We start from the raw sequence: 25156 nt of genomic DNA, 5'->3' as shown, positions 1-25156 counted from the left end.
GCGGTGCGCCATGCTTTCGGCTTCGTCCTCGGCGTCCTGCTGACCCCCGCGCTGCTGTACGGCGCGGCCTGGGGGTACGTCCAGGCCGGCCAGTCCTTCGACGGCACCGGGCAGGAGATCACCGACCGCACGCGCATCTACGGCGCGTTCGCCCTGCTCGCCGCCGTGGGCCTGGTGATGGGCGTGGTCATCGTCGCGCGGTGGGCGTCGCCGCTGGTCTCGCTCGTGCCCGCGCTGGCGCTGCTCGGCGCGTCCGCCTACTTCCTGGCCGACCCCGGCCGCGCCCTCGACCTGCCCGGCAAGGTGCCGCCGGCCGGCGACATGGACTTCGGGCTGCGCATGCTGCTCGGCTCGGGGATCTACGGGATGATGGGGTTCGCGCTGCTGATGCCCACCTGGGCGCCGCGGCGCTGGGGCTCGGGCCACCGCGAGGACGACGGCGGCGTCGACTTCTACTCCACCCGGGGACGCTGACGGGCCGGGCCTCCGCGCGAGGCCCGGCCCGCGTCACCGCGTCCGGCTGGCTCCGCCGGGGCGTTCACCCCGGCACTGCGTTCTACCCCGGCACTGCGCTCAGCCCTGCTTGGCCTTGGTGACGAACTGCGTGGTGTAGGTCTTGCCCAGGTCGATCTCGTCCTTCTTCTCCGCGACCTCGGGGGAGAACTGCGCCAGCACCTTCAGGACGTTCTCGGCGGCGTCCGGCTTCATCACGCCGTCCCCGTTGAACATGCTGATCGAGTCGCCGACCGCCTTCTCGTACAGCGCCGGGTCCCCGCCCGCGTAGTCCTTGGGCATCTTCGCCGCGATCTCCGCCGGCTTGTGCTGCTTGATCCAGCCGAGCGTCTTGACGAAGGCGTTGGCGAGCTTCTGCACGGTCTCCCCGTGCGCCTTCACGTACGCGCAGTCCATGTAGAGCGAGCTGGACGGGTAGAGCCCGCCGAGCGCCCGGCGGGTGCCCTCCTCGGTGCGCATCTCGACCATGACCTTGGCCTTGCCGGTGCTGACGAGCTTGGCGATGGTCGGGTCGGTCGTCATGCCGGCGTCGATGCCGCCGTTCTCCATCGTGGAGATGAACGTCTGGCCCGCGCCGGCCTTCACCGTCGTGTAGTCGGACGTCTTGACGCCGTTGCGCACGGCCAGCGCGCGGGTGATGAAGTCGGTGGACGATCCCGGGCTGGTCACGCCGAGCTTCTTGCCCTTGAACCCGGCCGGGGAGGTCAGGGAGCCCGCCTTGGACGCCGAGACCATCTCCGCCTCGCCGGGCACGTCCGCCATCTGCACGACGCTCTGGACGCACTTGCCCTTGGTCTGGAGGTGGATGGCGTGGTCGTAGAAGCCGACGACGCCCTGGACGTCCCCGGAGATGAGCACGTTCTCGGCCTGCGCCCCGGCGGGCTCGGTGAGCAGCTGGACGTCCAGGCCCTGCTCCTTGAAGTAGCCGAGCTGCTCGGTCAGCTTGGCGGGCAGGTAGATGACCTTGTCGATGCCGCCGATCATGATCTTGACGGTGCCGCCGGAGCCGGCGTCCCCGCCGGACCCGGCGCGGGAGTCGCGGCAGGCGGACAGGGACGACAGGGCGGTGAGGGCGGCGAGCGCGGCGGCGCCGGCCCGGACGGAGGTGCTGGGCATGACGGTTCTCCTGGTCGTGCGACAGGGGTGGGAAGGAGGAGGGGTGGGGAGGAGAGGGGCGGGAAGGCGCGGCGTCAGATCTGGACGTCGTGCCCGGACGCGGCGGGGCGCCAGCGCAGCAGCCGGCCCTCCAACAGCGTGAGCAGGTACTCGGCGAGCAGCGCCAGCACCGTGATGATGATCATCCCGGCGTAGATCCCGGCGGCGTCGAAGGTGCCCTGGGCGTGGTTGATGAGCAGGCCGAGGCCCTTGTCGGCGCCGGTGTACTCGCCGACGACCGCGCCGATGATCGCGAAGCCGAACGCCGAGTGCAGCGAGGCGAGGATCCACGAGGTGGCGCTCGGCACCACGATCGTCCACAGCACCTGCAGCCGCCCCGCGCCGAGGATCCGCGCGTTGTTGACCAGGTTCCGGTCGACCTCGCGGGCGCCCTGGAAGGCGTTGAAGAAGACCGCGAAGAACACCAGCACGAACGCCGTCGCGATCTTGGACTGCATGCCGAGCCCGAACCAGATGATGAACAGCGAGGCCAGGATGATGCGCGGGATCGCGTTGACGGCCTTGATGAACGGCGCGCAGACCTCCGCCAGGAACCGGCTGCGGCCGAGCACGATGCCGAGCACGACGCCGCCCGCCGCGCCGAGCGCGAAGCCCGCGACGGCCTCCTGGAGCGTGACCGAGATCTGCTCCCAGATCGACCCCTGCGAGGTGCCCTCGGTGAACCAGTCGACGAGCCGCTCCCAGATCTTCGACGGCATCGAGTAGTAGAACGGGTCGATCCAGCTCCGCGCGGCCAGCTCCCACGAGCCCAGCCAGGCCGCCACGAGCGCGACCCGGACGGCGGTGACGCCGAGGGTGCGGCGCAGCCCGGCGGTGCGCAGCCGCGCGATCGCCGCCCGGTCGCCCTGGTCGCCCGGCCCGGACGCGCCCGGCGCCGGCCCGGGCTCGCCGGCGGCCGCCGCCGGGGCGGTCTCCGTTTCGCGCGCGCTCGCCTCGCGTGTCTCGGTCTCATGCGTCTTCGTCTCACGCGGCATGGCCGGCCCCTCTCTCGCGGGTGATCTGGACCTCTTCGCGCAGCGAGTCCCACACCTCGCGGTAGATCTCGAGGAACCCGCCGGTGAGCCGGACCTCCTCGGCGTCGCGCGGCCGCTCCAGCGGCACGTCGAACACGCCCTTGATCGTCGCGGGGCCCGCGGTCATGACCACGACCCGGTCGGACAGCACGAGCGCCTCCTCCAGGTCGTGCGTGACGAACACGACGGCGGCGCCGGACCCCGACCACAGGCGCAGGAGCTCGTCCTGCATGAGGCCCCGGGTCTGCACGTCGAGCGCGGAGAACGGCTCGTCCATGAGCAGCACGGACGGCTCGTTGACGAGGGTCTGCGCGAGCGCGACGCGCTTGCGCATCCCGCCGGACAGCTGGTGGGGGTAGTAGCCCTCGAACCCGGCGAGGCCGACGCGCGCGACCCAGTCGCGGGCGCGGTCGCGGGCCTCGCGCTTGGACGCGCCCCGGTAGCGGGGGCCCGCCGCCACGTTGTCCAGGACGGACCGCCACGGCAGGACGGCGTCGTTCTGGAACATGTAGCCGACGCCGTCGGGGATCCCGTCCACGGGCCGGCCGTGGACCAGGACGCGGCCCTCGGACGCCGGCTCCAGCCCGGAGACGAGGGACAGGGTGGTGGACTTGCCGCAGCCGGTCGGGCCGACCACGGCGACGAACTCGCCGGGCCCCACCGACATGTGGAGGTCCCTGACCGCCGTGTGGACGCCGCCCGCCGACCGGAAGCGCTTGGTGGCGCCGGCCAGTTCGATCACTGGTCCGGCGGCTCGCTCGGAGCCTTCTCGCTTGGGTGCTGCTGATGTGGACACGGCGGCACCGTACGAATGTGGCGCGCGTCACCGGAACCCTTGCCCGCGATGTGCTCGCAAGCCGCGAATCCCCACGTTAAGCGCGTTAGCCGGGGTTCTGCGCGTTCTGCTCACGCGGGGTCTGGGCGGCCGGGCCGGCATGGTCTACGGTGCACGTCATGTCCGTCCGGCCCCGCATCTCCTTCGCCCGCCAGGTGCTGATCCTGCAGGTGGGCGTGGTCGTCGTCGTGGCGGTCCTCGGGTACGGGCTGGTCGCCTGGATGCTCGACGGCCGGCTGCGCGACCAGTACGGCCAGCGGGCGCTCACCGTGGCGCGCAGCGTCGCCGCCGACCCGGAGATCGCGGCGGCGGTCGCGGTGGACGATCCCGGCGGGCTCGTCCAGGACCGCGCCGAGCGGGTGCGGGTCCGGACGGGTGCGCTGTTCGTCGTGGTGACCGACGGCCGCGGCCTCCGCCTGTCCCACCCGAACCCGCTGGAGCTCGGCCGGCACGTGAGCACCGACCCCTCCGACGCCCTCGCCGGGCGGGAGGTCGTCCGCGTCGAGCGCGGCACGCTCGGCCTGTCCGCGCGCGGCAAGGTGCCGCTGTACGGGCCGGGCGGGCGGATCCTCGGCGAGGTCAGCGTCGGGTTCGACGCCCGCGCCATCGACCGGGAGCTCGGCCGCCTGCTGCGCGAGATGTCGCTGTTCGTCGCCGGCGCCGTCCTGCTCGGCGTCGTCGCGTCCGCCGCGATCGGCCGCAGGCTGAAGCGCCAGACGCTCGGCCTCGAACCGTACGAGCTGGTGGAGCTGGTCCACGAGCGGGAGGCGGTGCTGCACGGCGTCGGCGAGGGCGTCGTGGCCGTCGACAGCGCGGGCAGGGTCGCGGTCTGCAACGACGAGGCGTCCCGGCTGCTCGGCGTCGCACCGGAGCGCGGCGCGTCCGCCGGGGGCCTCGCCCCGGAGGGCGCGCTGCGGGACGTCCTGACGGGGCGGCGCGACGCCACCAACCTCTTCGTCACCGCCGGGGACCGCGTCCTCGTCGTCAACCGGCGGGAGGTCCGCAGGCACCGCCGCGACCTCGGCGCCGTCGTCACCCTGCGCGACCGCACCGACCTGGAGACGCTCGCCCGCGAGCTGGACTCGGTCAGCACGCTCTTCGACGCGCTCCGCGCGCAGCGCCACGAGTACGCCAACCGGCTGCACACCCTGTCCGGCCTGCTCCAACTCGGCCACAGCGAGGAGGCCGCCGACTACATCGGCACGCTGATGGAGGACGCCGCGCGCCGCGCCCCGGCGCCCGACAACCTGCCCGACCCCGTCTCGGACCCGTACCTGCGCGCCTTCCTGTCGGCGAAGTCGGCCGTCGCGGCCGAGAAGGGCGTCCGGCTCGACATCGGCGCCGGCAGCTACGTGCCGGGCCGCGTCGCCGACCCCCTGGACGTGACGACCGTCGTCGGCAACCTCGTCGACAACGCCGTCGAGGCCGCGCGGCTCGGGCGGCGCCGGCCCGCTCGCGTCGAGGTCGAGCTGCTCGGCGACGGCCCCGACCTGCACGCCACCGTCACCGACTCCGGCGACGGGCTGCCGGACGGGCTCCGCGAGGCCGTCTTCGACGACGGCGTCTCCACCCGCGACACCGCGGCGGGCCGCTCGCGCGGGCTCGGGCTGGGCCTCGCGCGCCGCACCGCCCGCGCCCGCGGCGGCGACGTGACCTTCGTGGACGCGGGAACGGGCGGGCCGGACGGGGGCGGGGCCGTGGCGGTCGCCCGGCTCCCCGGGGTGCTGGGCGCGGAGGCGGTGCGATGATCGACGTGCTGGTGGTGGACGACGACTTCCGCGTCGCGCAGGTCCACGCCGGATTCGTGGCGGCGCTGCGGGGCTTCGCGGTCGCCGGGCTCGCCCACAGCGCCGCGCAGGCCAGGGCCATGGCCGCCGAACTGCGGCCCGCCCTCGTCCTGCTGGACGTCTACCTGCCGGACGCCTCGGGCCTCAGCCTGCTGCCCGAGCTCGACGCCGACGTCATCATGGCGACGGCGGCCGCCGACCCCCGCGCCGTGCGGGAGGCGTTCCGGCACGGCGCCCTGCACTACCTGGTCAAGCCGTTCACCGCCGCCGCGCTGAACGAGCGCCTCACCGCCTACGCCCGGTACCGGGAGGCGCTGTCCGGCGAGAACGAGCTGTCGCAGGCGGCCCTCGACGGCGCGGTCCGCGCCCTGTACGCGCCGCTGCACGCCCGCACCCCCGCGCCGAAGGGCCAGTCGCCGGTGACGACGCGGCTGGTCAGCGACGCGCTCCGGCGGGCCGACGAGCCGCGGTCCGCGGCCGAGATCGCCGACCAGGTCGGCATCTCCCGCGCCACCGCGCAGCGCTACCTCGCGGCCCTCGCCGAGGCCGGGCGGGTCGTGGTGACGCTCCGCTACGGCGCGACGGGCCGCCCCGAGCACCAGTACGCGTGGTCGCCGCGGTAGAGGCCGGCGAGGACCTCCTCGATGCCCGCCTCGCGCAGCGAGATGTCGCGGACCTCGTGGTCGCGCGCCAGCGCGGCGACGACGGCGGCCGCGTTCGCCGCGTTCGGCAGCCGGAGCCACTGCCGCGGCCCCTCCACCCGCTCGGCCTCGATCCCGTCCAAGGTGATCGGCGGGGCCGGCCGCGCCAGCTCCACGACCAGCGTCCGGTCGGCGTCCACGGTGCGCCGCAGCTCGTCCAGCCCCCCGTCGTAGGCGAGCCGGCCGTGGTCGATGATCATGACGCGGCGGCAGAGCCGCTCGATGTCGCCGAGGTCGTGCGTGGTCAGCAGGATCGTGGTGCCGCGCTCGGCGTTGACGCGTTCCAGGAAGTCGCGGACGGTCGCCTTGCTCACCACGTCCAGGCCGATCGTCGGCTCGTCCAGGACGAGCAGCTCCGGGTCGTGCAGCAGTGCCGCGGCGAGGTCGCCCCGCATCCGCTGGCCGAGGCTGAGCTGCCGGACCGGGGTGTCCAGGAACGGCTCCAGCTCCAGCAGCGCGGTCAGCTCCGCGAGCCGGGCCCGGTGCGCGGCCGCCTCGACGCGGTAGAGCCGCCGGACGAGCGCCAGGCTGGAGCGCAGCGGGAGGTCCCACCACAGCGTGGTCCGCTGCCCGAACACCACCCCGATGCGGCGCGCGAGCGTCGTGCGGCGCCGCGACGGGTCCAGCCCGCACACCCGCAGCGTGCCGGACGACGCGGTGAGGATGCCGGTCAGCATCTTGATCGTCGTCGACTTGCCCGCCCCGTTCGGGCCGAGGTAGCCGACGAACTCGCCCCGCTCGACGGTGAACGACACCCCGTCCACCGCGCGCACCCGCCGCCGCGTCCGGCGCAGGGCGCCCGAGCGCGCCCGCACGGTGAACGACTTGACGACGTCCTCGGCTTCGATCATCGGCACCGCCATCAGCTCCCTGTCGATCGGTAGTGCCGCAGGCCGGCCCGCCACGCCGTCGCCGCCGCCGCGCACAGCGCGGCGGCGACGGCCGGGGAGGCGAACCGCGCCGCGTCCGGCAGCCCGAGCGGATCGGGCCGGTCCAGGACGTACAGCGCGGGCTGCCAGTTGACGAACGCCAGCGGCACGGCGAACGTCACCCCGCGGACCAGGTCGCGGGCGAACATGGTCATCGGGTACTGGGTGAGGAAGGCGCCGCCGTAGGTGACCGACTTGCTCGCCCCGTGGCTGTCGACCAGGACGAACTGCACCGCGGCCGTCAGCACCCACAGCCCGCCGAAGATCGCAGCCCCGGACAGCACCATCACCGGGACCATCGCGAGCCGGCCCGGCGTCCAGGCGACGTCCAGCCGGCCGAGCGCGTACGCGAGCACCAGCACCGCCGGGACGAGCTTGCCGAGCCGCCGGGGCGTGAACCCCTCCGTCGCGATCTGCACCAGCGGGCTCACCGGGCGCACCAGCATCGCGTCGAGCGTCCCCTCCCGCACGTGGGCCCCGAGCCGCTCGGTCGTCCCGAGGACGATGTCGGACAGCGCGAACGACAGGGCCGACGTGCCGTACAGGAACAGGACCTCGTACACGCCGAACCCGGCGATGCGCGGCGCCCGCGAGAACAGCACCATGATCGCGGCGGCGTCCAGCACGGAGACCACCGCCGTGGCCAGGCCGAGCAGCACCATCGACACCGGGTACTGCGCCGCCGCCCGGATCCACGTCCAGGCGAGCAGCCCGTACACGCGCAGCGCGCCGGTCACCGCGGGATCAGCCACCGTGCACCACCAGCCTCCGCCGGGCCGCCCGCGTGGCCAGCGCGCCCGCCCCGAGCAGCAGGGCCGCCCACCCCGCCTGGAACGCCAGCGCGCCCGCCAGCCCGGCGCCGTCGTACCGGCCGAGGAACACGTCGGCCGGCACCTGGATCTGCGCGGACCACGGCAGCGCCTCGGCGATCTCGCCGAGGCGGCCGGGGAACACGACGAGCGGCAGGATCATCCCGGAGAAGAACAGCGACATGACCAGGGTGACGGCGCTCAGGCCGCGGTCGTCGTGCAGCCAGAACATCCCCATCGCCACCAGGTAGCGCAGCCCGAAGCTGACGATCGTCGCGAGGACGAGCGCCACCGCGAACGCCGCCAGGTTCGCCGGGGCGGGCCACCGGAACGGGAACGCCAGTGCGCCGGCCACCAGCGGCGGCCCGGCGCGCAGCACCAGCGAGCTCGCCGCGCGGCCGAGGTCGTGCGCCAGCCACCAGCCCTGCAGCCCGGCCGGCCGGTGCAGGTCGATCGCGACGTCCCCGTTGCGGATGCGCTCGGTCAGCTCCATCCCGCCGAAGACCTGCACCGGCCCGATCAGCGCCTGGGTGACGAAGCAGAACGTCACGGCGTCGGCGGCCGCGTACCCGCCGAGGGACGGCCGGACCTCCCAGAGCGCCAGCAGGACGTAGGCGCGCATGAAGCCGAACATCGTGTTGGTGAGCGACTCGGTGAGGGATCCGAGCGGATAGGCGGCGTGGCGCCGGAACCCGTACCACCACACCCACGGAAGAACGCCCACTTGCCGGAAGCCTAGACAGGCGGCGCGGCTCCGACCACGTACTTTCGCACAGAACCGGGCCCCCGGCCTGGCGCGCCGGGGGCCCGGTCCACGGGCGGGGGAGGGTCAGCCCTGCGGGATGTCGGGCTTGACCGGGGAGTAGAGCCAGTCCTTGAAGAACCCGCTCAGGTCCTGCCCGGCGACCTGCTGGGCCAGCGCCGTGAACTGCTCGGTCCTGGCGTTGCCGTACTTGTGCTGGGCGTACCACGTGCGGAGCAGCGTGAGGAACTTCTCGTCGCCGATCTTCTCGCGGAGGAACTGCAGCATCATGCCGCCGCCGCTGTAGACGCGGTCGTTGAACATGGTGTCGCGCTGCGGGTCGGCGGTGAGCACCGACCAGTACGGGCGGCCCTCGCGGTCGGGGAAGGGGCGGGCGGCGTAGGTGGCGCGGGCCGCGTCGTGCACGGACCGGCCGCCGTGCACCTCGGTGTAGTACCACGCGGACCAGGTGGCGAAGCTCTCGTTCAGCCACACGTCCTTCCAGCGCGCGGGCGAGACCGCGTCGCCGTACCACTGGTGCGCCAGCTCGTGCGCGATCGTGCCGGTGCTGCGCACGGCCGAGTACACCGGCTTGCTCTGCGTCTCCAGGGAGAACCCGAGCGGCTGGCCGTTGAAGCGGGCGTCGTCGGCGATGGCGCCGGTGCTGGAGAACGCGTACTGCCCGAACGTCTTCGACCAGAGGTCGGTGACCTCGCTGGTGGTGTCGTAGAAGAAGTTCACCGCGTCCGGCTGGTTCGCCAGCAGCTCGGGGTCGACGGCGGTGTAGTTGGGGACGCCGCCGGGCGTGCGGCCCTGCTTCACGGTCCACTTGCCGATGTCGATCGTGGTGAGGTAGCTCGCCATCGGGCTGTCCTCGCGCCACGTGAAGACCTCGGCGCGGGTCTTGGCCGCGCGGCGGCTGAAGGCGGCGACGGCGGAGCGGTGCCCCGTCGGGCGCCCGTTGGCGACGGCCGTCAGGCCCTCCGGCACCCTGATCGTGTAGTCGTAGGTGGCCTTGTCGCTCGGGTGGTCGTTCACGGGGAACCAGGTGCTGGCGCCGTTCGGCTCGCCGCCGACGAACGCGCCGTCGGGGGTGTGCAGGAAGCCGTAGGGGGAGCCGAACACGATCGGCGAGCCGACGATGGTCTGCGGCACGCCGCCGTACCTGATGACGGCGGTGAAGGTCCGCCCCTTCCGCAGGCCCTGGCGCGGTGTGATGACCAGCTCCTGGCCGTGCCGCTCGTAGCGGGCCCGGCGCCGGTCGACCCAGACCTTGTCGACGTCCATCCCGGACAGGTCGAGGTCGAACCGCGACAGGTTCTGGGTGGCCCGCGCGGTGACGGTCACGGTGCCGTCGAGCTGGTCGAAGTCGGGGTCGTAGCTCAGGTCCAGCGAGTAGTGCCGGACGTCGTAGCCGCCGTTGCCCTCCAGCGGGAAGTAGGAGTCGCCGACACCGGGTGCGCCGGGGGTGAAGCGTCCTTGGTGTGCGGGCCCGTCGGCGGCGGCGGCGGGCGCGAGCGCGACGACGCTCACCGCGGCGACGGCGAGCGGCAGCATCCTTCCGGGGATCGCCCGGGAGCGGATGGACCGGGGGTGACGCGCCATCAGGGGTCCTCTCTCAGAGAGATCGACTGGCGGGGCTCACGATGCGCCCCTCCGGCGGCGCTTGTCGAGGTCCATTGCCGAATGTGGCCGGAACGTAAGGAGGGACCACAGAGGCGGGAAAGGAGGCGCGACGTGTCCCGGGACACCGGAAGGCCCCCGCGGGTGTAGGGACGCGGGGGCCTTCGGGGTCCTGGGGATCAGGCCGGAGAGCGGGGCCGGCGGCGCCGGCCGGCGAGGGTCAGTGGAACTGGCCCTCCTCCGTCGAGCCCTTCAGGGCCGTCGTGGAGGACTCGGGGTTGATCGCGGTGCTGACCATGTCGAAGTAGCCGGTGCCGGCCTCGCGCTGGTGCTTGACCGCGGTGAAGCCCTTCTCGGCCGCCGCGAACTCGCGCTCCTGCAGGTCGACGTAGGCCGTCATGCCCTCGCGGGCGTAGCCGTGCGCCAGGTCGAACATGCCGTAGTTGAGCGCGTGGAACCCGGCCAGGGTGATGAACTGGAACTTGAAGCCCATGTGGCCGAGCTCGCGCTGGAACTTCGCGATGGTCGCGTCGTCCAGGTGCGCCTTCCAGTTGAAGGACGGCGAGCAGTTGTAGGCCAGCATCTGGTCCGGGTACTCGGCCTTCACGGCCTCGGCGAACTTGCGGGCCTGCTCCAGGTCCGGGGTGCCGGTCTCCATCCAGATGAGGTCGGAGTGCGGCGCGTAGGCCTTGGCGCGGGCGATGCAGGGCTCGATGCCGTTGCGGACGCGGTAGAAGCCCTCGGCGGTGCGCTCGCCGGTGATGAACTCGCGGTCGCGCTCGTCCACGTCCGTCGTGATCAGGGTCGCGGCCTCGGCGTCGGTCCGCGCGATGATCAGAGACGGCACGCCCGAGATGTCCGCGGCGAGGCGGGCGGTGTTGAGGGTCTTGATGTGCTGCGAGGTCGGGATGAGGACCTTGCCGCCGAGGTGGCCGCACTTCTTCTCGGAGGCCAGCTGGTCCTCCCAGTGCACGCCCGCGGCGCCGGCGGCGATCATGCCCTTCATCAGCTCGAAGGCGTTCAGCACGCCGCCGAAGCCGGCCTCGGCGTCGGCCACGATCGGGGCGAGGAAGTGCGTGTCGCCCTCACCCTCGGCCCACTGGACCTGGTCGGCGCGCAGCAGCGCGTTGTTGATCCGGCGCACGACGGCCGGGACCGAGTTCGCCGGGTAGATGCTCTGGTCCGGGTAGGTCTGGCCCGCCAGGTTGGCGTCCGCCGCGACCTGCCAGCCGGACAGGTAGATGGCCTTCAGGCCCGCCTTGACCTGCTGGACGGCCTGCAGACCCGTCAGCGCGCCGAGGCTGTGGACGTAGTCCTCTTCGTGGAGGAGCTTCCACAGGCGCTCCGCGCCGAGGCGCGCGAGGGTGTGCTCCTCCTGGACCGAACCGCGGATGCGGACGACGTCCTCGGCCGTGTAGGTCCGCTCGACGCCCTTCCACCGCGGGTCGGTCTCCCACTGTCGCTGCAGCTCCTCGGCTGCGCCCTTGAGGCGACTTGCGCTCATCGTCTTGCCCTTCCGTGTCGTCCCCTGGGTGCTCGTTCACGACTATGCCCGGACCGCAACCCCGTTATGAACTGGCGAGTAACAGAAGAAGTGCGAAATTTCCGCTATGATGAAGCGGTGACGACCTTGCGGACAGAAGAACCCCTCAACTTGACGAGTGACGTGGATCTCGTCACGTTCGGGCAGCGCCTCCGCCATCTGCGGCGCGCCCGAGGCCTGACCCTGTCGGAACTCGGCGAGCGCGTCGGCCGCGCCCCGTCCCAGCTGTCCCTGCTGGAGAACGGGCGGCGCGAGCCCAAGCTCTCCCTGCTGCAGGCCCTCGCCACCGCGCTGGAGTGCCCGGTCGAGGAGCTGCTGCGCCGCCAGCCCCCGAGCCGGCGCGCCCAGCTGGAGATCCAGCTGGAGGAGGCCCAGCGCGACCCGCTGTACCGGACGCTCGGCCTGTCGCACCTCAAGGTCGGCAAGCGGATGCCCAACGAGGTCATCGAGCACATCCTCGCCCTGTACGGGGAGCTCAAACGCAGCCGCACCAAGCCCACCGCGAGCCCCGAGGAGGCGCGCAAGGCCAACGCCGAGCTGCGCCGCCAGATGCACGAGCGCGGCAACCACTTCGCCGACATCGAGCGCGTCGCGTCCCAGACGCTCGACGCGGTCGGGTACCGGCGCGGCGCGGTGTCGCAGGGGCTGCTGATGACGCTGGTCGGGCACTTCGGCTTCAGCCTGCAGTACGTCCAGGACCTGCCCCGCTCGGTCCGGTCGGTCACCGACCTGCGCAACCGGCGGATCTACCTGGAGCGCGAGCAGCTCGGCATGCACACGCCGCGCACGATCCTGCTGCAGACCCTCGGGCACATCGCGCTCGACCACGACCAGCCGCGCGACTTCGCCGACTTCCTGCGCCAGCGCGTCGAGGCCAACTACTTCGGCGCCGCGATCCTGATGCCCGAGCGCACCGTCGTCCCGTTCCTGCAGGAGGCCAAGGCCGCGCGGGAGCTGTCGGTGGAGGACCTGGCCGACGTGTTCTCCGTCTCCTACGAGATGGCCGCGCACCGCTTCACCAACGTCGCGACCCACCACCTCGACCTCCAACTGCACTTCACCAAGAACGACGAGAACGGCACGATCTACAAGGCGTACGCCAACGACGGCCTGGCCTTCCCGCAGGACGAGGACGGCGCGATCGAGGGCCAGCGGATGTGCCGGGAATGGGCCGGGCGGCACGTGTTCGGCGCCGCGGACCGCTACTCCGTCTACTACCAGTACACCGACACCCCGAACGGGACGTACTGGTGCCTGTCGCACATCGACCCCAGCCACGAGCGCGACTTCGCGATCACGCTGGGCGTCCGGTTCGAGGACTCCCGGTGGTTCCGCGGCCGGGAGACGACCCGGCGGGTCAGGTCGGCCTGCCCGGACGGCGACTGCTGCCAGCGGCCCCCGAAGGCCCTGTCCGACCGGTGGGAGGGGATGGCGTGGCCGTCGGCGCGCGCGCACTCGCACGTCCTGTCGGTCCTGCCGCCGGGAGCGTTCCCCGGCGTCGACGAGGCTGACGTCTACGAGTTCCTGGACCGGCACGCCGCCGAGTGACGGGCGTGTTGTGGCGCCGTTAAACCTTCGGGTCGGTTCGCCGATCGCGGCGCGAACGGTGAATGATCTGGGGGGATCCGGCGTTTCCTGGTAGGGGAGGGGACACCGGCCGCAGGACGCCCGGTCCCGGTCGCCCCGCACGGAAGGGAGAGCGCGTGCTGCCCGAGGTCGCGTCGTGGTTGGCCCGCCGTACGAGCGCGGCGGAGGACTGGCCGCCGCGCCTCCTGCTCGCCGCCAAGGGCGCGACGAGGATCAGCGTCGTGCTGCCCGCGCGCGACGAGGAGGCGACCGTCGGCGCGATCGTCGCGGCCGTCCGCACCGACCTGGTCGAGCGGATCCCGCTGGTGGACGAGATCGTCGTCGTCGACTCCCGCTCCGCCGACCGGACCGCCGCCGTGGCCGCCGCGGCCGGCGCCGAGGTGGTGGCGCAGGACGCCGTCCTGCCGGAGCAGGGCCGCATGTCCGGCAAGGGCGAGGCCCTGTGGAAGTCCCTCGCCGTGACGTCCGGCGACCTGATCGTGTTCGTGGACGCCGACCTGCGCGAGTTCACCTCCTCCTACGTGACCGGTCTGCTCGGCCCGCTGCTGACCGACCCGTCCGTCGGCTACGTCAAGGGCTGCTACGACCGGCCGCTGGTCGAGGGGGAGCGGCGCGTCGAGGGCGGCGGGGGCCGGGTGACCGAGCTGGTCGCGCGCCCCCTGATCAACCTCCACTGGCCCCTGCTGGCCGGCGTCATGCAGCCGCTCGGCGGCGAGTACGCGGGGCGCCGCGCGCTGCTGGAGCGGCTGCCGTTCGTGACCGGCTACGGCGTGGAGCTCGGCCTGCTGCTGGACGTCCACCAGGACTCCGGGCTCGACGCGATCGCGCAGGTCGACCTCGGCCGCCGGATCCACACGCACCAGTCGACCGAGGCGCTCGGGGCGATGGCCGGCCAGATCATGCTGACCGCCTGGTCGCGGCTGGAGCGGCACGGCCGGATGATCCCCCTCGCGGCCCCCTCCACCGGGCTGACCAGGTTCCGGCGCGCCGCGGACGGGCACGACGCCCGCACGGCCGACGTGGCCGTGGGGGAGCGCCCGCCGATGATCGAGGTCCCCGGCTACAGCGCCGCTCGATCCATCTCGCCGGGCTGCGGCTAGCGGCCTCCGCCGCTCCCGCGCGGCGCCTCCGCCCGATGTGTTACCCGCGGTAACTCCAGATGGTGCTACCGTTGGTAACAGGCGATATTGGAGAGAGGGTCAATTAATCATGACGAGTGCGGAGCAGACGCCGTTCTCGCTGGAGCCCAGCGAGGACGTTCGCGAGGTCAGGGACTGGGTGCACGAGTTCGCCAAGGACGTCATCCGCCCCGCCGCCGAGGAGTGGGACGAGCGCGAGGAGACCCCCTGGCCGCTCATCCAGGAGGCGTCCAAGGTCGGCATCTACTCCCTCGACTTCTTCGCCACCCAGTGGCTGGAGCCGACCGGCCTCGGCATCCCGGTGGCGTTCGAGGAGCTGTTCTGGGGCGACGCGGGCATCGCCCTGTCGATCGTCGGCACCGGCCTCGCCGCCGCGTCCGTCGCCGCCGTGGGCACGCCCGAGCAGGTCAGCGAGTGGGTGCCGCAGATGTTCGGCACCACCGACGACATCAAGCTCGGCGCCTTCTGCGCCTCCGAGCCCGACGCCGGCAGCGACGTGGGCTCGATCCGCACCCGCGCCGTGTTCGACGAGGCCAAGGACGAGTGGGTGCTGAACGGCACCAAGACCTGGGCGACCAACGGCGGCATCGCCGACGTCCACGTCATCGTCGCCTCGGTGTACCCCGAGCTCGGCAGCCGCGGCCAGGCCAGCTTCATCGTCCCGCCGGGCACCCCGGGCCTGCGGCAGGGCCAGAAGTTCAAGAAGCACGGCATCCGCGCCTCCCACACCGCCGAGGTGATCCTGGACGACGTCCGGATCCCCTCCCGCCTGATCGTCGGCGGCAAGGACAAGTTCGACGAGCGCATCGCGCGCACCCGCGAGGGCAAGAGCTCCAAGGGCCAGGCCGCGCTGAAGACGTTCGAGACCACCCGCCCGTCGGTCGGCGCGATGGCCCTCGGCGTCGGCCGCGCCGCCTACGAGTACGCCCTCCAGTACGCGCAGGAGCGCGAGCAGTTCGGCAAGAAGATCGGCGACTTCCAGGCCATCGCCTTCAAGCTGGCCGACATGAAGTGCCGCCTCGACGCCGCCCGCCTGATGGTGTGGCGGGCCGCGTGGATGGCGCGCACCGGCAAGGACTTCCAGAACGCCGAGGGCTCGATGGCCAAGCTGATGGCCAGCGAGATGTCGGTCCACGTCACCGAGGAGGCCATCCAGATCCTCGGCGGCAACGGCTACACCCGCGAGTACCCCGTCGAGCGCATGCACCGCGACTCCAAGATCTTCACGATCTTCGAGGGCACCTCGGAGATCCAGCGCCTGGTCATCGGCCGCACCGTCACCGGCCTGCCCGTGCGCTAGGCGCCTCTCCGCGTCGGAGCGGGAACGTCCGGGCCCGGCATCGGTGATCAGTGACTTCGGGATCGCCGGCGCCGGGCCCTTCGCTGGCCGGATCGTGCCTCGGGGGAAGTGATCGCTTCGAGGGGTTGACGGTGGAATTGTTCACGCTCACAATCGACCTACGCAACGCCCCCCGGGCGCCGGCGCGATCGCAGAGGAGGAGACGTTGTCGCAACAGGGACCGCCGAATCCTCCGATCATGGCTGACGTCGCCCAGCTCGCCGGGGTGTCGCACCAGACGGTGTCGCGGGTGGTCAACAACCATCCGAACGTCTCGGCGCGCACCCGCGCCCGCGTGCAGGCGGCGATCGCCGAGCTCGGCTACCGGCCGAACCCGGCGGCCCGGACCCTGGTGACCAGGCGTTCCAGGACGCTCGGCGTGATCAGCTTCGAATCCACGCTCTACGGGCCGGCGTCGATGCTGCACGGCATCGAGCAGGCCGCCCGCAACGCCGACTTCTTCGTCAGCATCGTCAGCCTGCGCGCGATCACGCGGCGGGCCCTGCTGGACGCGGTCGGGCGGCTGGCGGAGCAGGCCGTCGAGGGCGTCGTGGTGATCGCCCCGCACACCTCGACGAACGACGTGCTGGCGCAGGCCGGCCGGCTCGTGCCGCTGGTGGGGGCCGGGTGCGGGCTGACCGCGCGGGTCCCGATGGCGGCCATCGACCAGCGGGCCGGCGCGGTGGCGGCGACCCGCCACCTGCTCGACCTCGGCCACCGCACGGTCCACCACCTCGCGGGACCCGGATCCTGGCTCGACGCGGTGGGCCGGGCCGAGGGGTGGCGGGCCACGCTGGCCGAGGCCGGCGCGCCGGTGCCGGAGATGCTCTCCGGTGACTGGAGCGCCCGGTCGGGCTACGAGGCCGGCCGGCGGCTCGCGGAGGACCCCGAGGTCACGGCGGTGTTCTGCGCCAACGACCACATGGCCCTGGGCGTGCTCCGCGCGCTGCACGAGGCCGGCCGCCGGGTCCCCGACGACGTCAGCCTGGTCGGCTTCGACGACATCCCGGAGGCCGCCTACTTCATCCCGCCGCTGTCCACGGTGCGCCAGGACTTCGGCGAACTGGGCCGCCGCTCGCTGGAACTGCTCGTGCAGCGGCTGAACGAACCCTCGGGGCCGCCGGGAAATGTGCTGATCCCGCCGGAGCTGGTGGTCAGGTCCAGTGCCCGGCCGACCCCGCGTCCCTGACCCGACCGATGCCCTCCCCGACTTTGCTGACGAGGAAATTGTGAGCGCTAACATGCCGCCGGACGCCTGCGTCGTCGGCGTCGACTTCGGCACGCTGTCCGGGCGGGCCGTCGTCGTCCGGGTCGCCGACGGCGCCGAACTGGGCGGCGCCGTCCACGACTACGCCGACGCGGTGATCGAGCGGGAGCTGCCCGGCACGGGGGAGCCGCTCCCGCCCGACTGGGCGCTGCAGAACCCCGAGGACTGGCGGGCGGTGCTGCGCACCGCCGTGCCCGCGGCGATCGCGGGGGCCGGGGTTGACCCGGCCGACGTCATCGGGATCGCCACCGGCTTCACGGCCTGCACGGTGCTCCCCGTCCGCTCGGACGGCACCCCGTTGTGCGAGCTCCCGGACCTGGCCGACCGGCCGCACGCCTGGCCCAAGCTCTGGAAGCACCACGCGGCCCAGCCGCAGGCCGACCGCATCACCGCGCTGGCGCACGAGCGCGGGGAGAAGTGGATCAAGCGGTACGGCGGCCGGATCTCCTCGGAGTGGCAGTTCGCCAAGGCGCTGCAGGTACTGGAGGAGGATCCGGACGCCTACCGTCGGACGGAACGCTGGATCGAGGCCGCGGACTGGATCGTCTGGCAGCTGTGCGGCCGCGAGACGCGCAACGCCTGCACGGCCGGCTACAAGGGCATCTACCAGGACGGGGCCTACCCCTCCGCCGACTACCTGGCCGCCCTCCACCCGGCTTTCGCCGACTTCGCGGCCACCCGGCTGGCCCATCCGCTCTCCCCGCTGGGGTCGCGGGTGGGGACGCTGACCGCCGAGGCGGCCCGCCTGACCGGGCTGCCGGAGGGCGTCGCGGTGGCCGCCGGCAACGTCGACGCCCATGTCACCGCCCCGGCCGCCCGCGCGGTCGAGGACGGGAGGCTGCTGGCGATCATGGGGACGTCGACCTGCCACGTGGTCAACAGCGCGGTCCTCGCGGACGTGCCGGGGATCTGCGGTGTCGTGGACGGCGGCATCACCGCCGGGGCCTACGGCTACGAGGCCGGCCAGAGCGCGGTGGGCGACGTCTTCGCCTGGTGGACCCGCATGACCGGACGCGACCACGAGGAGCTGGCGGCCGCGTCCGCCTCCGCGCCCGTCGGCTCGCACGGGCTGGTCGCGCTGGACTGGATGGGCGGCAACCGGTCGGTCCTGGTCGACCACCACCTGTCCGGCGTGGTCGTGGGGATGACCCTGGCCACCCGGCCGGAGGAGGTCTACCGCGCGCTCATGGAGGCGACGGCCTACGGGACCCGCGTCATCGTCGAGGCCTTCGAAGCGGCCGGGATCCCGATCGGCGAGTTCGTCGTCGCCGGCGGGCTGAAGCGCAACGCGGCGCTGATGCAGATCTACGCCGACGTGCTGCGCCGGCCGGTCTCGATCGCCGCCTCCGACCAGGCGCCGGCGCTCGGCGCCGCCATCCACGCCGCGGTCGCGGCGGGCGCCTACCGGGACGTGCCGGAGGCCTCGGCGGCGATGGGCCGGGTGGTCACCGCGGCCTACACGCCGGACCCGGCCAGGGCCGGGGCCCATGACCTCCTCTACGCGGAGTACCGCGAGCTGCACGACCACTTCGCCGCCCGGGGCGAGGCGAGCAGCGCGGTCCTGCACCGGCTGCGCCGGCTGCGCGACGACGCGCTCGGCTCGAAGGGAGACCTCTGATGCCCGGTACGCCCGCCGAGCAGGTCCGCGCGCTGCGGCGGACCGTCAGCGACCTGCACGCGGAGCTCGTCAGGTACGGGCTGGTCGTGTGGACGGCCGGCAACGTCTCCGCCCGGGTCCCCGGGCACGACCTGATGGTCATCAAACCCAGCGGCGTCTCCTACGACGACCTGTCCCCGGACGCGATGGTGGTCTGCGACCTGGACGGCGCGGTCGTCGAGGGCGACCTGCGGCCGTCGAGCGACACCGCCGCGCACGCCTACGTCTACCGGCACATGCCCGAGGTCGGCGGGGTGGTGCACACCCACTCGGCGTACGCCTGCGCCTGGGCCGCCCGCGGGGAGCCGGTGCCCTGCGTCCTGACCGCCATGGCCGACGAGTTCGGCGCGGAGATCCCGCTCGGCCCGTTCGCGCCCATCGGCGACGATTCGATCGGGCGCGGCATCGTCGGCACGCTGCGCGGCCACCGCTCCCCGGCGGTGATCATGCGCAACCACGGCGTGTTCACCATCGGCGCGGACGCGCGGGCCGCGGTCAAGGCCGCGGTGATGTGCGAGGACGCGGCGCGGGCGGTGCACCTCGCCCGCCAGCTCGGCGATCCCGTCCCGCTGCGGCCCGAGGACATCGACCGCCTCCACGACCGCTACCGGAACGCCTACGGACAGCGTCCATGACGAGCGAGTCCATGACGAACGAAGGGAGCGGCCACGCGATGGCACCGACCGTCTGGTTCCTCACCGGAAGCCAGTCCTTGTACGGCGAGGACACCCTCCGCCAGGTCGCCGAGCAGTCACGGCGGATCGCCCAGGCGCTGGACGAGGATCAGGGCATCCCGGCGGCGGTGCGGTGGCGCCCGGTCCTGACCGAACCGGAGGCCATCCGGCGGACGATGCTCGAGGCGGGCGCGGACGACGACTGCGTCGGGGTCATCACGTGGATGCACACGTTCTCGCCCGCCAAGATGTGGATCGCCGGGCTGAACGCGCTGCTCCGGCCCCTGCTGCACCTGCACACGCAGGCGAACGCGGCGCTGCCGTGGGCGAGCATCGACATGGACTTCATGAACCTCAACCAGGCCGCGCACGGCGACCGGGAGCACGCCCACGTCCAGACCCGGCTCGGCATGGCGCGCACCACGGTGGCCGGGCACACCGACGACCCCGCGGTCCGCGCGCGGATCGGGTCCTGGGTCAGGGCCGCACGCGGCGCCGCCGACCTGCGGACGCTGCGGCTCGCCCGCTTCGGCGACAACATGCGGGACGTCGCCGTCACCGAGGGCGACAAGGTCGAGGCGCAGATCCGGTTCGGCGCCTCGGTCAACGCGTTCGGCGTCAACGACCTCGTCGCGGCCGTCGACGCGGTACCGGACCACCGGGTCGGCGGCCTCGCGGCCGAGTACGAGGAGGCCTACGCCGTCGCCCCCGAGCTGCGGTCCGGCGGCGAACGCCACACGGCGCTGCGCGACGCCGCGCGGATCGAGCTCGGGCTGCGCGACTTCCTCGCCGCCGGGTCCTACCAGGCGTTCACCACCAACTTCGAGGACCTCGGCGGCCTCAGGCAGCTGCCGGGCATCGCCGTGCAGCGCCTGATGGCCGACGGCCTCGGCTTCGGCGCGGAGGGCGACTGGAAGACGGCCCTGCTGCTGCGGGCCCTCAAGAGCGCCGCCGCGGGACTGCCCGGCGGCACCTCCTTCATGGAGGACTACACCTACCACCTCGTCCCGGGCCAGGAGCTCATCCTGGGCGCCCACATGCTGGAGGTCTGCCCCTCCATCGCCGCGGGCGTGCCGAGCTGCGAGGTGCATCCGCTGGCCATCGGGGGCCGGCAGGACCCGGTCCGGCTCGTGTTCGACGCGGCGCCCGGACCGGGTCTCGTCGTCGGGCTGACCGACCTCGGCGACCGGTTCCGGCTGGTCGCCAACGAGATCGACCTGGTGGGGCCGCCGGAGCCGCTGCCGCGGCTTCCGGTGGCCCGGGCCGTGTGGGCGCCCCGCCCGGACTTCCGCACCTCCACCGAGGCCTGGCTGTCGGCCGGGGGACCGCACCACACGGTGCTGTCCCAGGCGGTCACCACCGAGATCCTGGCCGATCTCGCCGAGATGACGGGTGTGGAGCTGCTCGTCGTCGACCGCGACACCGATGTCGCCCGGTTCCGCCGCGAGATGCGCTGGAACCAGGCGTACCACCGCCTGGCGCAGGGCTTCTAGCCGCCAGGACACCCCCCACCCCACGAGATCTGTGAGGAAACCCGTCCCATGACCAGATCACGCTTCGCAGTACGGCTGGCCGCGCTGGCAGCGCTCGCCGGCGCCGCCATCGGCGGATTCGCCCCCTCCTCCACGGCGTCCGACCGGCACCTGAAGGCCGGGATCGCCAAGGACCTGTTCGGCACGATGCCCGACGGCACCAAGATCTGGCGCTACACGATGACCAACGGGTCGACGCGCATCCGCGTCATCACCTACGGCGGCATCATCCAGACCATCGAGACGCCCGACCGGCACGGCAGGCTCGCCAACATCACGCTGGGCTTCCCGACCCTGTCGGACTACCTCACCAAGAACAGCACGTACTTCGGCGCGCTCATCGGCCGGTACGGCAACCGCATCGCCAAGGGCCGGTTCACGCTCGACGGGCAGACGTACCAGCTGACGACCAACAACAACGGGAACACGCTGCACGGCGGCACGACCGGCTTCGACCAGCGCGTCTGGTCCGCGACCCCGGACACCGCCGGCGGCAACGTCGCGCTCCGGCTGTCCCACACCAGCCCGGACGGCGACCAGGGCTTCCCCGGCACCCTCAAGACCGACGTGACCATCTCCGTCACGCGCGGCAACGCCATCCGGTTCGACTACCGCGCCACCACCGACAAGGCGACCGTCGTCAACCTCACCAACCACTCCTACTTCAACCTGTCCGGCGAGGGCAGCGGCACGGTCTACGACCACCGGCTCCAGATCAACGGCTCCCGGTACACCCCCGTCGGCTCGTCGGAGCTCATCCCGACCGGAAAGATCGCCCCGGTGCGCGGCACCCCGCTGGACTTCACCAGGTCCACCGCGATCGGCGCCCGCATCCGCACCGGCTTCGACCAGCTCCTCTACGGCCAGGGCTACGACCACAACTTCGTCCTCGACGGGTCCGGCTGGAAGACCGCCGCGCGCGTCAAGGACCCGGCGAGCGGCCGGACCCTGTCCATCTCCACCGACCAGCCCGGTCTCCAGTTCTACTCGGGCAACTTCCTCGACGGCACGCTGGTCGGCACCGGCGGCCGCGTCTACCGGCAGGGCGACGGGTTCGCGCTGGAGACCCAGCACTTCCCCGACTCGCCGAACCAGCCGGGCTTCCCCTCGACGGAGCTGAAGCCCGGACAGGTCTACCGATCCTCGACCGTCTACCAGTTCGGAGCCTGACATGACGCGCATCGATCCCGCGGTCGAAGAGGCCGTCGACACCCTCGGCCTGCCCGAGCCCACCCGGCGCCGGCTCCTGAGCGGCGCCGGCCTGGTCAGCGCGACGGCGGCGGCGTCGGCGCTGCTGGCCGCCTGCTCCTCGGACAACAAGAGCTCGGGCTCGGGCAGTGGCGGGCCCGGGCAGTTCCCGAAGACGCCGAACTGGAAGTTCGTGTTCATCAACCACGTCACGACGAACCCGTTCTTCACGCCGACGCAGTACGGCGCGCAGGACGCCTGCGCCCTGCTGGGCGCCTCGTTCCAGTGGACGGGCTCGCAGAACTCGGCGGTCCCCGAGATGGTCAGCGCCACCAACGCGGCCATCTCCGGCAAGGCCGACGGGATCGCGGTCGCCGTGGTGGACAAGACCGCCTTCCGGCAGCCGGTGGACAACGCGCTGAAGGCCGGGATCCCGGTGGTCTCCTACAACGCCGACGGCGCCAAGGACGATCCCGGCACCAGCCGGCTCTCCTACATCGGCCAGGACCTGTACACCTCCGGCTACCAGCTCGGCGCCAAGATCGCGGGGCTGATGTCCGGGGGCGACGCGGTCGGCTTCATCGCCACCCCGGGCTCGCTCAACATCCAGCCGCGCATCGACGGCGCGCAGGACGCCATCAAGGCCTCCGGCAAGCCGATCAAGTTCACCTCGGTGGCCACCGGCGCCGAAGTGCCCAAGGAGCTCTCGACCGTCGACGCGTACGCCCAGGGCCACAAGGACATCAAGGGCATGTTCGCGGTGGACGCCGGTTCCACCGAGGCCATCGGCAAGGTCATGCAGAAGTACGGCCTGAAGAGCAAGGGCGTGGTCTCGGGCGGGTTCGACCTCACCCCGGGCACGCTGAGCGCAGTCAAGTCCGGGGACCTGGACTTCACCATCGACCAGCAGCCCTACCTGCAGGGATTCCTGCCCGTGATGGCCCTGTGGTTCTACAAGCTGTCCGGCGGCCTGGTCTTCCCCCCGATGACCAACACCGGCCTGACCTTCGTCAGCAAGGAGAACGTCGGCCCCTACCTCACCACCAAGACCCGGTACGAGGGCTCCAGCACGGCCCAGCAGCTGGTGTCGCGGTCGGGTCCCATCGCTCACGTCTGACGAGAAGGAGCACGGAGTGAGCGAAAGCACCGTACGGGACAAGGCGGCGACCCCGGGCACGCCACCGCGGCGTGCCCGGGGGCTGCCCGCCCTCGCCACCGACGCTTTCCTCCGCCGCCGGGAGGCGACCATCCTCCTGGTGGCGCTCGGACTGCTGATCTACTTCCAGACCGCCAAGTCGGTCTTCCTGAGCCACGACAACCTGGTCAACGTGTCCCAGGGCACCGCGCCCTACGCCATCATCGCGGTCGGCGAGGTGTTCCTGCTCGTCAGCGGCGAGATCGACCTGTCGGTCGGGATGGTCTTCGCGCTGGCGCCCTTCCTCATGCACTACATGGTCGACTTCTCCGGCGTCTACCCGATCATCGCGATCGTGCTGGCGATCCTGGCCGGCGCGCTCATCGGACTGGGCAACGGGCTGGTGACGGTCGTCTTGAGGGTCCCATCGTTCGTCGCCACGCTGGGCTCGATGTTCCTGGTCCAGGGCATCATGCTCACCACCTCGCACGCGTACCCGGCGCAGATACCCGAAGCGGCGGAGGGCCTGGCGGGCTGGTTCGGGCGCGCCCCCTGGGCCGAGCTGACCTGGTGCCTGCTGATCGTCGTCTTCTTCCACCTGGTGCTCACCCGCACGCGGTGGGGCCTGCACACGGTCGCGACCGGCGGGAACCCGCTCGGCGCCGCCGAGGCGGGCATCCGCACCGGCCGGGTCAAGATCGGCAACTTCATGCTCACCGGGGCGCTCGGCGCCTTCGCCGGCATCCTGGAGGCCTTCCGGGTCGGGTCCATCGACCCGAGCTCGGGCGGGGCGAACGCGATGTTCATCGCGGTGTCGGCCGCGGTCATCGGCGGCACCGCCCTGGCCGGCGGCTCGGGCACCGTCATCGGCGCGCTGCTCGGCGCGCTGGTGCTGGCCGAGATGCAGAACGGCTTCAACCTCATCGGGATCAGCGCGAACCCGTTCAACATCATCCTCGGGTCGGCGATCATCATCTCGATGGTGCTGAACGTCCACCTGGCCCGGCTGCGAAGGGCGGGGCGCTCATGAGCGACGCGCTGCGGGTGGAGAACATCGGCAAACGCTTCGGCGGCGTGGAGGCCCTCGCCGACGTCACGCTGCGCCTGGGCAAGGGCGAGGTGCTCGGCCTGATCGGCGACAACGGCGCCGGCAAGTCCACCCTCATCAAGATCATCAGTGGTTTCCAGCGTCCGGACACCGGCCGCATCCTCATCGACGGCACCGAGGTGAGCCTGCGCTCGGTGGACCACGCCCGCTCGCTCGGCGTCGACACCGTCTACCAGGACCTCGCCCTGGTCAACGAGCTCAGCGTCTACCACAACATGTTCCTCAACCGGGAGCTGGTGCGCTGGCCGCTGCTCAGCAACCGCGCGATGCGCCGGCGCGCCGCCGAGCACCTCGCGGACATGGGGGTGCGGATCCCGTCGGTGGACGTCGAGGTCGCCAAGCTGTCCGGCGGCCAGCGGCAGGCCATCGCGGTCGCCCGCTCGGTGTACTCCGACGCCCGGATCCTGCTGCTCGACGAGCCGCTGGCCGCGATGGGCGCCAAGGAGGGCACGATGATCCTCGACCTGGTCCGCGACCTCAAGGAGCGCGGCGAGGTCTCGATCATCATCATCGCGCACAACTACGCCCAGGTCCTGGACGTCTGCGACCGGGTCAACCTCCTGCAGCACGGCCGGATCGCCTTCGACAAGCCCACGTCGGAGACGTCCCTCCAGGAGCTGACCGACCTGGTCGTGGCCGACTACCGCCGCAGCCGCGGGCTGTAGGCGCCTTCGGGCCGGGCCGCCCGGTCCGGCCCGAAGGCGTCCGCGCCGCATGTCCCGGCGGCGAGCGCGAGGGTCCGGTGCGGGGCGGTGGCCAGCCGTGGTCACCTGGGCGGACGGTCGCGCGGCGGCCGCCCGGAGATGCGCGGGGCGTCCCACGTGGGGCTCAAGGGGAACCGGCGGTGTCAAGGGCGAAG

Annotated in this window: 22 protein-coding genes; 14 read left to right on the top strand and 8 right to left on the bottom strand. The window is 72.4% G+C overall.

All coding sequences use genetic code 11. The annotated features are described in order from the left end of the window. Positions 1-3: 3 nt before the first annotated feature. Complete coding sequence (locus K4S16_RS10675) at positions 4-474, top strand: hypothetical protein (RefSeq protein ID WP_149258671.1); 471 nt, start codon at positions 4-6, stop codon at positions 472-474. A gap of 99 nt (positions 475-573) precedes the next feature. Here K4S16_RS10675 and K4S16_RS10670 read toward each other — a convergent pair whose 3' ends face one another. From K4S16_RS10670 to K4S16_RS10660, 3 genes are all read right to left on the bottom strand, one after another. Then, positions 574-1629, bottom strand: a complete 1056-nt coding sequence (locus K4S16_RS10670; RefSeq protein ID WP_149258670.1) for an ABC transporter substrate-binding protein — start codon at positions 1627-1629, stop codon at positions 574-576. Between the two features lie 74 nt (positions 1630-1703). After that, on the bottom strand, positions 1704-2663 hold the full coding sequence (locus K4S16_RS10665) for an ABC transporter permease (protein ID WP_200841793.1): 960 nt from the start codon (positions 2661-2663) through the stop codon (positions 1704-1706). Continuing rightward, the gene (locus K4S16_RS10660; RefSeq protein ID WP_200841792.1) at positions 2653-3498 is read right to left on the bottom strand and encodes an ABC transporter ATP-binding protein; all 846 of its coding nucleotides are present in this window, start codon (positions 3496-3498) and stop codon (positions 2653-2655) included. The genes K4S16_RS10665 and K4S16_RS10660 overlap by 11 nt, the downstream gene beginning before the upstream one ends. 158 nt (positions 3499-3656) lie before the next feature. Between K4S16_RS10660 and K4S16_RS10655 the strand changes: the two genes are divergently transcribed. Both K4S16_RS10655 and K4S16_RS10650 read left to right on the top strand, forming a co-directional pair. Then, positions 3657-5285: a sensor histidine kinase gene (locus K4S16_RS10655; protein ID WP_149258669.1), complete on the top strand. Its 1629-nt coding sequence runs from the start codon at positions 3657-3659 to the stop codon at positions 5283-5285. Further along, positions 5282-5947, top strand: coding sequence for a response regulator (locus tag K4S16_RS10650; RefSeq protein WP_149258668.1), 666 nt, complete (start codon positions 5282-5284; stop codon positions 5945-5947). Before K4S16_RS10655 ends, K4S16_RS10650 begins: the two co-directional genes overlap by 4 nt. Here the strand turns inward: K4S16_RS10650 and K4S16_RS10645 are convergent. The 5 genes from K4S16_RS10645 to aceA form a co-directional block, all read right to left on the bottom strand. Then, entirely contained in the window at positions 5896-6888 is a 993-nt protein-coding gene (locus tag K4S16_RS10645; protein WP_235036699.1) for an ATP-binding cassette domain-containing protein, read from the bottom strand. The two genes, K4S16_RS10650 and K4S16_RS10645, sit on opposite strands and share 52 nt — an antisense overlap. Next, a complete protein-coding gene (locus tag K4S16_RS10640) occupies positions 6888-7706 on the bottom strand; it encodes an ABC transporter permease (RefSeq protein WP_235036698.1) in 819 nt (272 codons plus the stop codon). The genes K4S16_RS10645 and K4S16_RS10640 overlap by 1 nt, the downstream gene beginning before the upstream one ends. Next, positions 7699-8487, bottom strand: a complete 789-nt coding sequence (locus K4S16_RS10635; protein ID WP_149258667.1) for an ABC-2 family transporter protein — start codon at positions 8485-8487, stop codon at positions 7699-7701. Before K4S16_RS10635 ends, K4S16_RS10640 begins: the two co-directional genes overlap by 8 nt. A gap of 105 nt (positions 8488-8592) precedes the next feature. Next, complete coding sequence (locus K4S16_RS10630) at positions 8593-10110, bottom strand: M1 family metallopeptidase (RefSeq protein ID WP_149258666.1); 1518 nt, start codon at positions 10108-10110, stop codon at positions 8593-8595. A gap of 238 nt (positions 10111-10348) precedes the next feature. Then, complete coding sequence (aceA, locus tag K4S16_RS10625) at positions 10349-11632, bottom strand: isocitrate lyase (RefSeq protein ID WP_149258665.1); 1284 nt, start codon at positions 11630-11632, stop codon at positions 10349-10351. A 150-nt stretch (positions 11633-11782) separates the two neighbouring features. Here aceA and K4S16_RS10620 point away from each other — a divergent pair, with 150 nt between their 5' ends. From K4S16_RS10620 to K4S16_RS10570, 11 genes are all read left to right on the top strand, one after another. Further along, positions 11783-13219, top strand: a complete 1437-nt coding sequence (locus K4S16_RS10620) for a helix-turn-helix domain-containing protein (RefSeq protein WP_149258664.1) — start codon at positions 11783-11785, stop codon at positions 13217-13219. Between the two features lie 155 nt (positions 13220-13374). After that, the gene (locus K4S16_RS10615; protein ID WP_200841791.1) at positions 13375-14358 is read left to right on the top strand and encodes a glucosyl-3-phosphoglycerate synthase; all 984 of its coding nucleotides are present in this window, start codon (positions 13375-13377) and stop codon (positions 14356-14358) included. A gap of 109 nt (positions 14359-14467) precedes the next feature. Next, positions 14468-15697 carry an acyl-CoA dehydrogenase family protein gene (locus K4S16_RS10610; protein ID WP_149258662.1) on the top strand — a complete coding sequence of 410 codons (1230 nt, stop codon included), beginning with the start codon at positions 14468-14470 and terminating at the stop codon, positions 15695-15697. Between the two features lie 238 nt (positions 15698-15935). Next, the gene (locus tag K4S16_RS10605; protein ID WP_149258661.1) at positions 15936-16925 is read left to right on the top strand and encodes a LacI family DNA-binding transcriptional regulator; all 990 of its coding nucleotides are present in this window, start codon (positions 15936-15938) and stop codon (positions 16923-16925) included. 52 nt (positions 16926-16977) lie between these two features. Then, positions 16978-18621 (top strand): ribulokinase, encoded by a 1644-nt coding sequence (gene araB, locus K4S16_RS10600; protein ID WP_149258880.1) that lies wholly within the window; start codon positions 16978-16980, stop codon positions 18619-18621. After that, the gene (locus K4S16_RS10595; RefSeq protein WP_149258660.1) at positions 18621-19295 is read left to right on the top strand and encodes an L-ribulose-5-phosphate 4-epimerase; all 675 of its coding nucleotides are present in this window, start codon (positions 18621-18623) and stop codon (positions 19293-19295) included. The genes araB and K4S16_RS10595 overlap by 1 nt, the downstream gene beginning before the upstream one ends. 11 nt (positions 19296-19306) lie before the next feature. Continuing rightward, a complete protein-coding gene (gene araA / locus K4S16_RS10590; RefSeq protein ID WP_235036697.1) occupies positions 19307-20827 on the top strand; it encodes an L-arabinose isomerase in 1521 nt (506 codons plus the stop codon). A gap of 48 nt (positions 20828-20875) precedes the next feature. After that, positions 20876-22036, top strand: a complete 1161-nt coding sequence (locus K4S16_RS10585; RefSeq protein ID WP_149258658.1) for an aldose epimerase family protein — start codon at positions 20876-20878, stop codon at positions 22034-22036. A gap of 1 nt (position 22037) precedes the next feature. After that, on the top strand, positions 22038-23171 hold the full coding sequence (locus tag K4S16_RS10580; RefSeq protein WP_149258657.1) for a sugar ABC transporter substrate-binding protein: 1134 nt from the start codon (positions 22038-22040) through the stop codon (positions 23169-23171). A gap of 16 nt (positions 23172-23187) precedes the next feature. Beyond that, complete coding sequence (locus K4S16_RS10575; RefSeq protein WP_200841790.1) at positions 23188-24219, top strand: ABC transporter permease; 1032 nt, start codon at positions 23188-23190, stop codon at positions 24217-24219. Next, positions 24216-24962 (top strand): ATP-binding cassette domain-containing protein, encoded by a 747-nt coding sequence (locus K4S16_RS10570; protein WP_149258656.1) that lies wholly within the window; start codon positions 24216-24218, stop codon positions 24960-24962. Before K4S16_RS10575 ends, K4S16_RS10570 begins: the two co-directional genes overlap by 4 nt. Positions 24963-25156: the final 194 nt, after the last annotated feature.

The organism is Actinomadura sp. K4S16, from assembly GCF_008327685.1.
Taxonomy (GTDB): domain Bacteria; phylum Actinomycetota; class Actinomycetes; order Streptosporangiales; family Streptosporangiaceae; genus Spirillospora.
The sequence above is the reverse complement of the archived record's forward strand: the minus strand, read 5'-3'. Positions and strand labels throughout refer to the sequence as shown.

Coding starts and splice junctions, on each gene's coding strand:
- K4S16_RS10670 (WP_149258670.1), bottom strand. CDS start 1,629: ATGCCCAGCACCTCCGTCCGGGCCGGCGCCGCCGCGCTCGCCGCCCTC.
- K4S16_RS10665 (WP_200841793.1), bottom strand. CDS start 2,663: ATGCCGCGTGAGACGAAGACGCATGAGACCGAGACACGCGAGGCGAGC.
- K4S16_RS10655 (WP_149258669.1), top strand. CDS start 3,657: ATGTCCGTCCGGCCCCGCATCTCCTTCGCCCGCCAGGTGCTGATCCTG.
- K4S16_RS10650 (WP_149258668.1), top strand. CDS start 5,282: ATGATCGACGTGCTGGTGGTGGACGACGACTTCCGCGTCGCGCAGGTC.
- K4S16_RS10645 (WP_235036699.1), bottom strand. CDS start 6,888: ATGGCGGTGCCGATGATCGAAGCCGAGGACGTCGTCAAGTCGTTCACC.
- K4S16_RS10630 (WP_149258666.1), bottom strand. CDS start 10,110: ATGGCGCGTCACCCCCGGTCCATCCGCTCCCGGGCGATCCCCGGAAGG.
- aceA (WP_149258665.1), bottom strand. CDS start 11,632: ATGAGCGCAAGTCGCCTCAAGGGCGCAGCCGAGGAGCTGCAGCGACAG.
- K4S16_RS10610 (WP_149258662.1), top strand. CDS start 14,468: ATGACGAGTGCGGAGCAGACGCCGTTCTCGCTGGAGCCCAGCGAGGAC.
- K4S16_RS10605 (WP_149258661.1), top strand. CDS start 15,936: ATGGCTGACGTCGCCCAGCTCGCCGGGGTGTCGCACCAGACGGTGTCG.
- araB (WP_149258880.1), top strand. CDS start 16,978: ATGCCGCCGGACGCCTGCGTCGTCGGCGTCGACTTCGGCACGCTGTCC.
- K4S16_RS10595 (WP_149258660.1), top strand. CDS start 18,621: ATGCCCGGTACGCCCGCCGAGCAGGTCCGCGCGCTGCGGCGGACCGTC.
- araA (WP_235036697.1), top strand. CDS start 19,307: ATGACGAACGAAGGGAGCGGCCACGCGATGGCACCGACCGTCTGGTTC.
- K4S16_RS10585 (WP_149258658.1), top strand. CDS start 20,876: ATGACCAGATCACGCTTCGCAGTACGGCTGGCCGCGCTGGCAGCGCTC.
- K4S16_RS10580 (WP_149258657.1), top strand. CDS start 22,038: ATGACGCGCATCGATCCCGCGGTCGAAGAGGCCGTCGACACCCTCGGC.
- K4S16_RS10570 (WP_149258656.1), top strand. CDS start 24,216: ATGAGCGACGCGCTGCGGGTGGAGAACATCGGCAAACGCTTCGGCGGC.